Here is a 12,863-nt window from a genome sequence, read left to right as displayed (position 1 = left end):
ATCGTCTCCTTCCGGCAGCCTATTCTTCCAGCGCAAGCCCCAATTCGGCGCGCCGTCGCAGCCAAAGACTTGCGCGGTAGCGAGGATCCCGGGTGCGGTCATGGATCGTATCCAGGATGCGCAGAATGCGGGCAGGGCCGAGCTTGTTGCCCCACTCCAGAGGTCCGTGGGGATAGCCGAGCCCCAGCCGTACGGCGGCGTCCACATCCGCCGCCGATGCAATCTTTTGCTCGACGATCTCGCTGCCGATATTGACGATCATCGCGACCACGCGCTGGCAGACCGCGCCGCAACTATCGCTCACCAGGGTCGCCTTGCGGCCGGCGCTTTTGGCAAGCGCGAGGGCGGCGCTCCTGGCCGTATCGGATGTCGCCGCCGACGCGACGAGCGTGACGTGACGGTCCAGGCCGAAATAGGGATCGAACCCGACGCATAGTGAAGATGAGAGGCCAAGACGCATCGCGGCGCCGGCGACATCGTGCCCCTCCAACCCTACGAGGATGAGGCCGTCCCGCCCTAGCGCCTGATCCTGGAGACCGCAAACAGTGGCGCCGGCCGACGCGACCAGTTTTTGCATTTCGCCGGTGTCATTGTCGGCCAGAACGGTGACGCGATCCGGAATCCCGGCGGTCTCCGCCGGCTGTGTCGATGCGGGCGGAACGGCTTGCCGGCTGCCGTCGTAGGCATAGAAGCCGCGTCCGGTCTTGCGCCCGAGCAGGCCCGCAGCCACACGCTGCGCCGCGATGACGGAAGGGCGGTAACGCGGATCCTGATAGAACTGGTTGTAGACACCCTCCATCACTGGGTGGGAGACATCGAGCCCGGTGAGGTCCATCAATTCGAAGGGGCCCATCCTGAAGCCGGCGGCGTCGCGCAGGATCGCATCGATCTCGGCGATCGAGGCCACGCCCTCCCGCAGCATGGCCAGGGCCTCGGTGCCGAAGGCGCGGCCGGCGTGATTGACGATAAAGCCGGGCGTGTCGCTGGCGACGACGGGCCGGTGGCCGAAGCGGGCCGCAAGCTCGACCAGCGTGTGCTCCACCTCAGGCGCCGTGTGAGCTCCTGAGACGACCTCGACCAGTTTCATCACGGGCACGGGATTGAAGAAATGGTAGCCGGCAATCCGCTCAGGTCGCTTGGCCGCGGAAGCGATCGCCGTGACGGACAGCGAAGAGGTGTTGGTCGCGATGATGGCGTCCGGCCTGACGATTGTCTCCAGCGCCTCGATGAGCTGACGTTTGGGCTCGAGACGTTCGACAATAGCTTCCACCACCAGATCGGCGCCTGCCAGTCGCCCAAGTGTTTCGGCAGGTTCGATATGGGCGAGCAGCTTCTCGACTACCTCCGAGCTGACTTTGCCGGCGGCTGCCCTGGCGCGCTGACGCGACGCGATTTGCTCGATGGCCGCCGCCGCCTTTCCGGGGGCATCATCGACCATCATCACATCGATGCCTGCCGCCGCCAGGACCTCCGCTATGCCGGAACCCATCACCCCGGCGCCTACGACACCGGCTTTCCCGATCCGACTGGTGGGCTCCCCTCCCGCGCCTGCCAAGTCAGCGCCCCTTGAACGAGGGTCCGCGCTTCTCCAGGAAGGCGGCAATGCCCTCCTGTTTGTCCGCGGTATCGAAAAGCAGCTGGAAGGCTTTGCGTTCCAGCCTCAAGGCGGTTTCCAACGGAGCGTCTTCGCCGTTGACGACCGCCTCCTTGATCTGCTCGACGGCCAGCGGCGGAAGACGGCCGATCCTCTCAGCGATTTGCAGCGCATGCTGCAAGGCCTGGCCCTCATCCGTCAGGGTGCTGACCAAGCCGGCACGCTCGGCATCCTCGGCCGAAAACATGTCGCCGGTGAGAAGGAGCATCAGCGTCTTGTATTTGCCGATTGCCCTGAGCAGGCGCTGGGTGCCGCCGGCGCCCGGCATCAAGCCGAGCTTGACTTCAGGCTGACCAAAAGTGGCTGTCCGTGCGGCGACGATGATGTCGGCGTGCATGGCAAGCTCGCACCCGCCGCCCAGCGCGAAGCCTTCGACCGCAGCAATGACCGGCTTCGGGCACCTGGCGATCGCGTCCCAGTAGCGGTGGGTGCGCTGCAGAAGCATGTCGGCCGAGCCGAGCTTTTCAAACGCTTTTATGTCGGCTCCTGCAGCGAAGTTGCCGCCGCGCCCAGCAATGACGATCGAACGGATTTCCGTGTCCTCGGAAAAGCTTGCCACGGCGGCGGCCAGCTTCTGCCGCACTTCGAGGTTGAGCGCGTTGCGCACTTCGGGACGATTGATTTCGACCAGCCCCACATTCTCGACAGGGCGGCTCTCGACGACAACAAGGGATTCTTTCGCGGAACTCATTTCGTGCTGCGGAATCTAACAGGGAAACCTAATTTCATACCCGAACTATGGTCAGCGCCCGCGAGGCCCGCAAGGATATTGTTTGCTGCGACCGGTGCGATCAGGGCGGTCCGCAGGCCTGAGGCGGCTTCTCAGCGTCATGCTTTCGCTCGAGCTCCGATGAGTTCTATCCATTAGCGATGCTCCAGCAAGATGCGCGTCACATGCTCGGCGATGGCCAGGCTCGAGGTCAGCCCAGGGCTTTCGATGCCAAATAGATTGACCAGGCCCGCGATGCCATGCGTCCCGGTATCCTGGATGACGAAATCGCTGTTGGCTTCGCCGGGACCGGAAAGCTTTGGTCTGATACCGCTATACGCCGGCTGCAGGCTGCCGTCGGCCAGTTCCGGCCAGTATTTGCGGATTTCAGCATAGAAGCGGGTGCCGCGTGCGGGGTCGACGCGGTAATCGAGCGCATCGGTCCATTCGACGTCAGGCCCAAAGCGCGCCGTGCCGCCGAGGTCGAGCGTCAGATGGACGCCGAGCCCGCCGGGCTCCGGCACGGGATAGATGAGGTGCGAAAAGGGCGCTCGCGTCGCCACTGAAAAATAGTTGCCTTTGGCGTAGCGAAGCCCGGGCAGGAACCGGCGATCGAATCCTGTGATCGAGCCGGCAAGCGCGACAGCGCCGAGCCCCGCCGCGTTCACGAGCCGCGATGTGGCGATCTCGAAATCTTCGCCGCTTCCCGTGCTGGTTGTCTGGAGAACGATGCGGTCGGCTTCGATCCGGCCCGACACGATGCGGGTGTTGAGCGACAGCAGCGCACCGCCTCCCTCGGCTTCGCCGAGCAGGGCGAGCATCAGCGCGTGGCTGTCGATGATGCCAGTCGAGGGCGAAAGCAGCGCAGCGGTGCAATGCAGCGCCGGCTCAAGCTTGTGAGCCTCGGCGGCGGAGAGGAAACGCAGGTCATCGACACCGCAGGCCGCGGCATTGGCTCGAATTTTGGCAAGCACCGGCTCCTGCGCATCATCGGTCGCGACGATCAGCTTGCCGCAACGCCGGTGCGGGATCGAGCGCTCGGCGCAGTAGCGATAGAGCATCTCGCGTCCGGCCACGCAGAGCCGCGCCTTGAGCGAGCCTTGCGAATAATAGATGCCGGCATGGATGACTTCCGAATTGCGCGAGCTCGTCTCGGTGCCGATGGCATCCGCCGCTTCGACGATCAGCGTGTCGAAACCTTGCGCGGCAAGGCCGCGCGCGATTGCGAGGCCGACCACGCCGGCACCGGCAATCACGCAGTCAACCCGTTCCATGCCCAGTCCATTCGGTTGCGCGAGCGGCGCCTCACAGACCTTTCTCAAGGATCATTTGGCTGTTGTCCATTGCTGTCGGGCAATGATGTGCCCGCCGCCGCTTCCGAGACCGACCATGCGCCAGGTTCCCATGGCGCTATCGATCGTGACAGGGCGGCTCTTGCGGCTTGAACCCGCGATGATGCATCACAGCTCAGACACGAGGGCAAATTTCGGACTTCTCGACCAGCGAGATGGTCCTACACTCGCAGACAGGAGCCATCATGGACGCCAGACCGAATTCCCCTGAAGCCCGCGACATCCGTTATCACATGCACGCCTACACCAATGCCCGCAAGCATCAGGAAACGGGACCGCTGGTCATCGAAAAGGGCGACGGCGTCTATGTCGAGGACATTGCCGGCAACCGCTATATCGAGGCGATGGCCGGCCTGTGGAGCGTTGCCGTCGGCTTCTCGGAAAAGCGACTGGTCGAGGCGGCCACGCGGCAGATGTCGAAGCTGCCCTTCTACCACGATTTCGGCTCGAAGGCGCATTCGCCGCTGATCGATCTGGCCGAGAAGCTGGTGCAGATGGCACCGGTGCCGATGAGCAAGGCCTACTTCACCAATTCGGGCTCCGAGGCCAACGACACGGCGATCAAGATGATCTGGTACCGGTCGAACGCGCTCGGCCAGCCGACGCGCAAGAAGATCATCAGCCGCAAGCGCGGCTATCATGGCGTCACCATCGCGTCCGCAAGCCTGACCGGGCTGCCGAACAATCATCTGTCCTTCGACCTGCCGATCGCCAATATCCTGCACACCTCGACGCCGCACCACTGGCGCGATGCCGAGCCCGGCGAAAGCGAGGAGCAGTTTTCCAGCCGTCTGGCCGACGACCTGGAAAAGCTGATCCTCGCAGAGGGGCCGGAAACCATCGCCGCCTTTATCGGCGAGCCGATCATGGGCGCCGGCGGCGTGGTCGTTCCGCCCGCCGGCTATTGGGGAAAAATCCAGGCGGTGCTGTCGAAATACGACATTCTTTTAGTGGCCGACGAGGTCATCTGCGGCTTCGGCCGCACCGGCGAGATGTTCGGTTCGCAGACCTTCGGCATCAAGCCCGACATCATGGTGTTGTCCAAGCAGATCTCGTCGTCCTACCTGCCGATCTCGGCGCTGCTGATCAACGACAAGGTTTTCGAACCGATTGCCGACGAGAGCGATCGCATCGGCACCTTCGGCCACGGCTTCACCGGCGGCGGTCATCCTGTCGCCGCGGCCGTCGCGCTGGAAAACCTCAAGCTGATCGAGGAGCGCGACCTTGTCGGCAATGCGCGCACGGTCGGCGCGCATTTGCAGGCCAGGCTGCGCAAGCTCGGTTCCCATCCACTGGTGGGCGAGGTGCGTGGCGTCGGCCTGATCGCCGCCGTCGAGCTGGTCGCCGACAAGGCGAGCAAGGCGCCATGGGGCAAGCCTGCGGCTCTCGGTGCGCTGGTCAATGGGTTCATGCAGCACAACGGCGTGATCTCGCGCAACATGGGCGATGCGATCGCTTTCTGTCCGCCGCTGATCATTACCGAGGCTCAGGTCGACGCTTTGGTCGACGCGTTCGAACGGTCGCTCGAGGCCGCGCTGCCGCAGGTGCGGCCACGGGACTGACCCATCGATCACTATGGCAGCGCCCGTGTCGGCTCGGTCAGATCGGCATTTCCGAACTGACCTGCTTGCGAGGCATGGTTACTCGGGCTTGTCGTCCGGATGACCGAGTTCGCAGAACCAGCCACCGAGATATTTCACCGACGGCCTCCTTGGGTCGGGAATTGGCGTCTTCGCCTCGACGGCGGCCCGGAACGGCTCGGCGCTGTCCTGCGGGATAAATCCGAGATGATCGGCGCCGCTGTTGTCGACCATCTTCAGCTTGTTGTTGGATAGGCCGAACGAGATGGTGTGGCCGACGCGCGGCGCTGTCAGCGATGCCTCGACCAGGCGCACGCAGTCGGCGAAGGAAAGATACGACCACAGCATGCGCCGGTCGGCCGGCTCGGGGAACGACGAGAAGATGCGCAGGCACACCGTCTCGATGCCGAACTTGTCCCAATAAAGCCGGCTGAGGCTTTCGACGAAATTTTTCGACACGCCATAAAGACTGTCCGGGCGCACCGGCGCGTCGACGCCGATGTGCGCCTCGATTTCGTGATAGCCGATGGCATGTACCGAGGAGGCGTAGACGACGCGCTTCACGCCGTGTTTCCGCGCGCCTTCATAGATGTGGTAGGAGCCGCGAATGCTGGAATCGAGGATGGTCTGCCACTCGCATTCGAGCGGCGCGCCGGCGAAATGCACGATCGCATCGCAGTCCTTGGTGGCCGCGATGGTCGCCTCCATGTCGGCAAGATCGAAGACGGCTTCTTCTTCATGAGGCGCAAGATCGCTGAACGGCCCGCGGCCCGCCAGGCGGATCTTGCTTGCCAGCGGCACCAGTCCCTTGCGCAATTGCGAGCCGAGCCGGCCAGCGGCGCCGGTGATCAATATACGTTCGTAGTGCGGCATCGTTTACTCCACTTGCGCGACGGCGGCATTGATCCGCGAGATCGCCTCGGCCAGCACCCCTTCGCCGGTCGCCGTCGAGATGCGGAAATAGGGTGACAGTCCATAGGCGACACCCGGCACCGACGCCACGCGTCCTTCGTTGAGAAGATAGTTGGCCACGGCCGCGTCATCCTCCAGGACGAGGCCCTTGGGCGTCTTGCGGCCGATCAGGCTGGCGCAGCCGATATAGGCGTAGAAGGCGCCCTCCGGCGGCGACAACGTCAGTCCGTTTATCTTCCTGATGCCGTCCACTACCAGGTTGCGGCGCGCCTCGAAGGCCTGCCGGAAGCGCGCGACTTCATCCTGCGGCCCGTTGAGGGCGGCGACGGTCGCGGCTTGTGCGATCGAGCACACCGAGGTGCAGGACTGGCTCTGGATCGTCGACATCGCCTTGATGAGTGGCGCGGGGCCGGCTGCGTAGCCGACGCGCCAGCCGGTCATGGCGTAGGACTTCGAGACGCCGTTGACGATCAGGGTGCGCTCCTTGAGCTCGGGGCAGGCCTTGCCGAAGGAGACGAATTCGCGTCCGTCGAAGAGGATGTGCTCGTAGATCTCGTCGGAAAGGACCAGCACCTGCGGGTGTTTTGCCAGGACCGCGCCCAGCGCCTTGAGATCGGACGCGGAATAGACCGCGCCAGACGGGTTGCCGGGCATGTTGAGGAAAAGCCACTTTGTCCTTGACGTGATTGCCTTTTCCAGCAGCGCCGGCGTCAGCCGGAAACCTGTGGTCTCCGGGCATTCGACGACGACGGGCGTGCCGCCGAGCAGCTTCACCATTTCGGGATAGGAGACGAAATAGGGCGCCGGCAGGATCGCCTCGTCGCCTGGCTCCAGCGTCGCGATCAGGGCGTTGAAGATGATCTGCTTGGCGCCGTTGGCGACGACGATGTCGTCGGCCGTGTAGTCCAGCCCGTTCTCACGGCGGAACTTGCCGGCCACGGCTTCGCGCACTTCGATGGTGCCAGCGGCAGCGGTGTAGAGCGTCTGTCCTGCTTTCGCCGCGAAATGGGCGGCATCGATGATGTGAAGCGGGGTCGGGAAATCGGGTTCGCCCAACCCGAGGTCGATCACGTCCACACCCTTGGCGCGCAGCGCCTTGGCGGCCTGCGAAGCCGCCATGGAAGCCGAAGGCTTCACCGCCGAGAGGCGCGAGGCAACGTAACTCATTGGTCGTTCTCCGAGATGTAACCCTTGGATCGGTCGTTGACCCGCGCGGCGGCACTGCGCTTGGCCGGATCGCCATAGCCGCCGCCGCCCGGCAGTTCGAGGATCAGCCGCCGCCCGGCGGGGACGTGCTGCCAGCCCTTGGGGCGCATCTTTGTGCCGTCGTCGAGCTTGACCACGCCGGCGACGCCGGGCTCGCCGCCATTGCGCCCGCGCGGGGGATGGTTCACTCGGTCGAACATGGCGGAGAAGTCGAACTCGTGGCCGTCGGTCGCGGCGATCTCGATGATCTGACCCAGGCCGCCGCGGAACTCGCCGTCGCCGCCGGAATTCGGCCGCAGCTCTTTGCGCCAGATCACGATCGGACCGGTATGCTCCGTCGCCTCGATCGGCATCGTATGGACACCGGACGGGAAGGCCGTCGCCGACAGCCCATCGAGCTCAGGCCGCGCGCCCATGCCGCCGGAGTTGAACATCAGCACTTCGGCGCGGCGGCCGGACGCGCCGGCGACGGGCCGCACCGAAATGTGGATGTTCCACAGCGCGCCGGCGCCTTCGGCGAGGATCTTTCCGGGCAACGCCTTGGAGAACGCGCCAAGTACCAGATCGGGCACCATGTGGCCGAAGATGTGCCTCAACGCCACCGGGGCCGGCCGCACGGCATTCAGGATGTTGACCGGCGACGACACGGTGAAGAAGGCGAGCGAGGCGGCATTGTTCGGGATGTCGGGCGCCACCATGCATTTCAGCGCATAGCAGGCATAGGCCTTGCTGTAGATGATCGGGCAGTTGATGCCCCAGCGGCTCATCGGGTCGGTGCCGGTGAAGTCGACCTCGACATGGTCCTCGCGGACCGACACCGTGGCCGCGAGTTTCACCGGCTCGTCGTAGCCGTCGGTCACCAGCTCGTTCGACCAGCTTCCCTTGGGCAGCGCCTCGATGCGTTCCAGCATGGCGTCGCGGGTGCGCGAGAAGATGAAATCGCCTAACCCATCCAGCGAGGTCAGGCCGATCTCCTTCATCATGTCGACGAGGCGCCGGTGCCCGACCTCGTTGCAGGCAGCGAGCGAATAGAAATCGCCGACCACCTGGTTGGGCTCGCGGACATTGGCGCGCAGGATCCTGACCAGATCGAGATTGACCTTGCCCTTTTCCGCGAACTTCATAATCGGGATCTGGATGCCTTCCTCGTAGACCGACTTGCCGTCGGCGCCGAAGCCGCGCCCGCCGACATCGACGACATGTGCCGTGCAGGCGAAGAAGGCGACGAGCTCGCCGTTGAGGAAGGACGGGGACACCATGGTGATGTCGTGCAGGTGGCCGGTGCCCTGCCAGGGATCGTTGGTGACGTAGGTGTCGCCTTCGAACATCTGGTCGCGCGGGATTTCGTGCATGAAATGCAGCACCGCCTCGGCCATGGTGTTGACGTGGCCCGGCGTGCCGGTGACTGCCTGCGCAAGCATCTGGCCGCGCGGGTCGAACACGCCAGCCGACAGGTCGCCGGATTCGCGCACCGAAGTCGAGAAGGCGGTGCGCAGCAGGGTGAGCGCCTGCTCCTCGACCACCGAGATCAATCGGTTCCACATGACCTGCATGCGGATTTCGCCAATATCGCTCATGCCTGGCTGCCTTTGCGGATCAGTAGGATCGCGCCGTCGCTCTGGATGACGGCGTCGAAGCTGGTGGTGACGACGGTGGAAGTTTCGCGCTCGACGATGACCGCGGGGCCCGCGATCCGATCGCCGGGGCGGAGCGAGTCGCGCTCGACGATGCCGTAGCTGCGCGGTGCGCCGCTGACCGGATCGAACACCTCGCGGGTCGTTTTGAGTTCGCTCGTTGTCTTGCCAGTTGTGAGCTCGTGCCTGGCGACGGCGGGACGAACATCCGTCGCCTTGACCGACCAGGTGACGATCTCGATTTCCAGTCCGTCGAGCCCCTCGATGGCGCGGCCGAAGAAGCGCTGGTAATTCTCCTCGAACAACGCCTTGAGTTCTGCAACGGCATCGTCTCCGAACGGCTCGTCTGCCACCGGCACGGGGATTTCCCAGCCCTGGCCGGCATAGCGCATGAAGGCGGTGATTTCGCAGACGATCCTGCCGCTGGCGCCGCCGCGCACAAAACCCTCGGCGGAGGCCTTGAGATCGGCGAGCAGGGCATTCACTTCGGCAGGCTGGAACCGCGACAGGCGCGTCAGCTTCGAGGCCAGGGCCTCGTAGCCGAACGGCGCCTTGAGGAAGCCGATCGCCGAGCCGACGCCGGCGCCGCGCGGAACGATGCACTGGTCGATGCCGAGCTTTTCGCACAGTCTCGCCGCGTGAAGCGGGGCGGCGCCGCCGAAGGCGATCATCAGATTGTCGGATATGTTCTTGCCGTTCTCGACCGCATGGACGCGGGCAGCATTGGCCATGTTCTCGTCCACTACCTCGCAGATTCCGAAGGCCGTCGACATGGCATCGAGCGACAGCCGCTCGCCGACATCGCGCAGAATCGCCTGCTCGGACGCAGTGCTGTCCAGCTTGATCGCCCCGCCGGCGAAATTGTCGGGGTCGAGCTTGCCGAGCACGAGATCGGCATCCGTGATCGCCGGACGCTTGCCGCCGCGCCCGTAGCAGGCCGGCCCCGGCTCCGAGCCGGCACTCTCCGGCCCGGTCTGGATACGGCCCATGGCGTCGACCCAGGCGATGGAACCGCCGCCGGCGCCGATCTCGATCATCTCGATAACCGGGATGGAGATCGGCATGCCCGAGCCCTTCGAGAAGCGGTAGGTGCGCGCCACTTCGAAGGTTCTCGCCGTGCGCGGCGCATAGTCCTCGATCAGGCAGATTTTGGCGGTGGTTCCGCCCATGTCGTAGGAGACGACCTTCTCAAGACCAAAGCGCCTGGCGATGTCTGCGGCGAAGATCGCGCCGCCCGCCGGGCCGGATTCGACCAGCCGGACCGGAAATTCCGAAGCGGTCTCCACCGAGATCAGGCCGCCGCCGGAATGGATCATGAAAACGGGGCAATCGGCGCCCATGTCCTTCAGGCGCGTCTGCAGGCGGGCGAGATAGTCGGCCATCTGCGGCCGCACATAGGCGTTGGCGCAGACCGTGTTGAAGCGTTCGAACTCACGCATCTGCGGCGAGACTTCGGCGCTGATCGAGATCGGGATGCCGAGTTTTCTGGCGAGGATCTCGCGCGCCCGGCGCTCGTGGTCGGGGTTGGCATAGGCATGGATGAAGCCGATCGCCACCGAGCCGAAACCACCCGCCGCAATGCGGTCGGCGATGTCCTCCAGAGCGGCTTCGTCGAGCGGCTGCAGCTCTTGGCCTTCCGCGCCGATGCGGCCCTTGACGGTGAAGCGATCCTCGCGCGGAATCAGCGGCGTCGGCAGTTGCAGGTTCAGATCATACTGCTCGAAGCGGTTTTCCGTTCGCATCTCGATCACGTCGCGGAACCCTTCCGTCGTGACCAGCGCGGTCTTCGCGCCACGGCGCTCAATCAGCGCGTTGGTGGCGAGTGTCGTGCCGTGGATGATGATGCCGATCTCGGACGGCGAAATTCCGGCGTCGCGAATGACGATGGCGATGCCGTCGAGGATCGCCTGCTCGGGAGCCGCATAGTTGGTCAGTACCTTGGTCGAAAACATCGTCCCTCGGACATCAAGGGCGATGTCGGTGAAGGTGCCGCCGATGTCCGCGCCGAGACGGATGTCGTCAGTTCTGGAGGTCATGACTTGGCCTTCTGGGAAGCGAGCGCGGTGTCGCGCATCTGAGAGAGGGTCTGCCGGGGCGTTATCGCTTCGGGCGAGATGGTGATGTCGAGGACGGCGCCGGTCGTCGAGCTAAGCGCCCGCTCGAACGCCGCCGCGAAATCCCCCGTGGTTTCGACCCGCTCGGCGTGAAAGCCATAGGCCTTCGCCAGCGCCACGAAGTCGGGATTCTCGAGCGAGGTTCCAGAGACGCGAGCCGGATAGTTGCGCTCCTGATGGGCACGGATGGTGCCGTAGATGCCATTGTTGACGATCAGCACGATCGGCTGCGCGCCGGCCTGCATGGCGGTTCCGAGTTCCTGGCAGTTCATCTGGAAATCGCCGTCACCGGCAAAGCAGACCACGGTGCGTTGCGGGTATGCGACCTTGGCCGCGATCGCGGCCGGCAGGCCATAGCCCATGGCGCCGGATTGCGGCGCAAGCAGGCGCGCTTGCGGTCCAAACTTGAAGAACTTGTTCGGCCACACGGTGAAATTGCCGGCGCCGTTGGTGAGGATGACGTCGGGCGGCAGCGTCTCGCGCAGCCAGGTGCTGACCGCGACCATGTCGACCGGGCCGGGCTGCACGGGCGCAGCGAACGTGCCTTCATAGGCCTTGCGTGCCGTCGTGCGCCAGTCGGCCCAAGAACCCTTGATCGGGGTGAGCGCCTTGGCGAAGGCGTTCGGACCGGCATGGATACCGACCGTGGGCACATAGATCTTGCCAATCTCGCGATCGGAGCCGTGCACGTGGATCAGCTTCTGGCGCGGTACGGGAACTTCCAGCAGGGTGTAGCCGTCGGTCGTCATCTCGCCGAAGCGGACATTGACGGCGAGGATCACGTCCGCATCGCGGATCAGGTTTTTCACATGCGGCACCATCCCGACGCCGGCCTCGCCGACGAACACCGGCGAATGGTTGTCGAACTGGTCCTGATACCGGAAGGCTGTCACGACCGGGATATCGGAGGCCTCAGCGAAAGCCTGAAGCGCCGCGCGTCCGTCAGCCGTCCAGTTGGTGCCGCCCATCAGCAGCACCGGATTTTCGGCGGCGGCAAGCATCTTCAATACCGACGCAATTGCCTCCTGTGCCGGCGCCGCTTCGAAGACAGACGCCGGTCCGCCGAGCGGCGCGGCTTCGGTCATGGCCGTCAGCATGTCTTCCGGCAGCGCGACCACCACGGGGCCGGGGCGTCCGGTCAAAGCGGTGGTCCAGGCCCGCGCCACGATTTCGGGAAGGCGATCGACGTCATCGATCTCGACCGCCCATTTTGCGACGGTTCCGTACACCGCCCGGTAGTCTATCTCCTGGAAGGCTTCGCGGCCTTTCATGTCGGTGCCGACCTGGCCGACGAAGAGGATCATCGGCGAACTGTCCTGCATGGCGGTGTGCACGCCGATGCTGGCATTCGTCACGCCCGGGCCGCGCGTCACAAAGCAGATGCCCGGCGTGCCCGTCAGCTTGCCGTAGGCGGAAGCCATGAAAGCCGCACCGCCCTCATTGCGGCAGAGCACGTAGTCCAGCTTTCCACGCGTGTCGTGCAGCGCGTCGAGAACGGCGAGATAGCTTTCGCCGGGAACGCCGAAGCTCTTGGTCGCGCCAAGCGAGATCAGGCACTCGACAAGAAGGCGACCGCCATTGCGGACCATGCTTCGGTATCCTCTTACGCTGGTGGCAAGCAGACGGAGCCTGCCTTTCGAACTTATACCTGCACTCTGGCGGGCCGACGCGAAATCAAGAAATGCGATCCATTCGAAAGTTT

Annotated in this window: 9 protein-coding genes; 1 reads left to right on the top strand and 8 read right to left on the bottom strand. The window is 64.6% G+C overall.

Translation table 11 applies throughout. The features are described from left to right. Window positions 1-19 precede the first annotated feature (19 nt). The 3 genes from P9230_RS04990 to P9230_RS04980 all read right to left on the bottom strand — a co-directional run bounded on the left by P9230_RS04990 (window position 20) and on the right by P9230_RS04980 (window position 3,637). Entirely contained in the window at window positions 20-1,555 is a 1,536-nt protein-coding gene (locus P9230_RS04990) for a 3-hydroxyacyl-CoA dehydrogenase (RefSeq protein WP_278053314.1), read from the bottom strand. A 1-nt stretch (window position 1,556) separates the two neighbouring features. Further along, on the bottom strand, window positions 1,557-2,345 hold the full coding sequence (locus P9230_RS04985; protein WP_127213735.1) for an enoyl-CoA hydratase-related protein: 789 nt from the start codon (window positions 2,343-2,345) through the stop codon (window positions 1,557-1,559). Between the two features lie 173 nt (window positions 2,346-2,518). Beyond that, window positions 2,519-3,637, bottom strand: a complete 1,119-nt coding sequence (locus P9230_RS04980; RefSeq protein WP_278117671.1) for an NAD(P)/FAD-dependent oxidoreductase — start codon at window positions 3,635-3,637, stop codon at window positions 2,519-2,521. Window positions 3,638-3,900: 263 nt separating this feature from the next. Here P9230_RS04980 and P9230_RS04975 point away from each other — a divergent pair, with 263 nt between their 5' ends. Further along, window positions 3,901-5,277 carry an aspartate aminotransferase family protein gene (locus tag P9230_RS04975; RefSeq protein WP_095802338.1) on the top strand — a complete coding sequence of 459 codons (1,377 nt, stop codon included), beginning with the start codon at window positions 3,901-3,903 and terminating at the stop codon, window positions 5,275-5,277. 78 nt (window positions 5,278-5,355) lie between these two features. On the opposite strand, the gene P9230_RS04970 is transcribed toward P9230_RS04975, so the two are convergent. From P9230_RS04970 to P9230_RS04950, 5 genes are read right to left on the bottom strand one after another with little or no spacing between them, the layout of a single operon-like run. Then, on the bottom strand, window positions 5,356-6,168 hold the full coding sequence (locus P9230_RS04970; RefSeq protein WP_278117669.1) for an NAD(P)-dependent oxidoreductase: 813 nt from the start codon (window positions 6,166-6,168) through the stop codon (window positions 5,356-5,358). 3 nt (window positions 6,169-6,171) lie between these two features. After that, window positions 6,172-7,374: a pyridoxal phosphate-dependent aminotransferase gene (locus P9230_RS04965; RefSeq protein WP_278117667.1), complete on the bottom strand. Its 1,203-nt coding sequence runs from the start codon at window positions 7,372-7,374 to the stop codon at window positions 6,172-6,174. After that, window positions 7,371-8,990 carry a hydantoinase B/oxoprolinase family protein gene (locus P9230_RS04960; RefSeq protein WP_278117665.1) on the bottom strand — a complete coding sequence of 540 codons (1,620 nt, stop codon included), beginning with the start codon at window positions 8,988-8,990 and terminating at the stop codon, window positions 7,371-7,373. The genes P9230_RS04965 and P9230_RS04960 overlap by 4 nt, the downstream gene beginning before the upstream one ends. Further along, a complete protein-coding gene (locus tag P9230_RS04955) occupies window positions 8,987-11,083 on the bottom strand; it encodes a hydantoinase/oxoprolinase family protein (protein ID WP_127239879.1) in 2,097 nt (698 codons plus the stop codon). Before P9230_RS04955 ends, P9230_RS04960 begins: the two co-directional genes overlap by 4 nt. Continuing rightward, entirely contained in the window at window positions 11,080-12,750 is a 1,671-nt protein-coding gene (locus P9230_RS04950) for a thiamine pyrophosphate-binding protein (RefSeq protein WP_278117662.1), read from the bottom strand. Before P9230_RS04950 ends, P9230_RS04955 begins: the two co-directional genes overlap by 4 nt. Window positions 12,751-12,863: the final 113 nt, after the last annotated feature.

It is taken from the genome of Mesorhizobium sp. WSM4887 (genome assembly GCF_029625865.1).
Lineage (GTDB): Bacteria > Pseudomonadota > Alphaproteobacteria > Rhizobiales > Rhizobiaceae > Mesorhizobium.
This window is presented reverse-complemented; position numbering and strand designations above follow the sequence as displayed.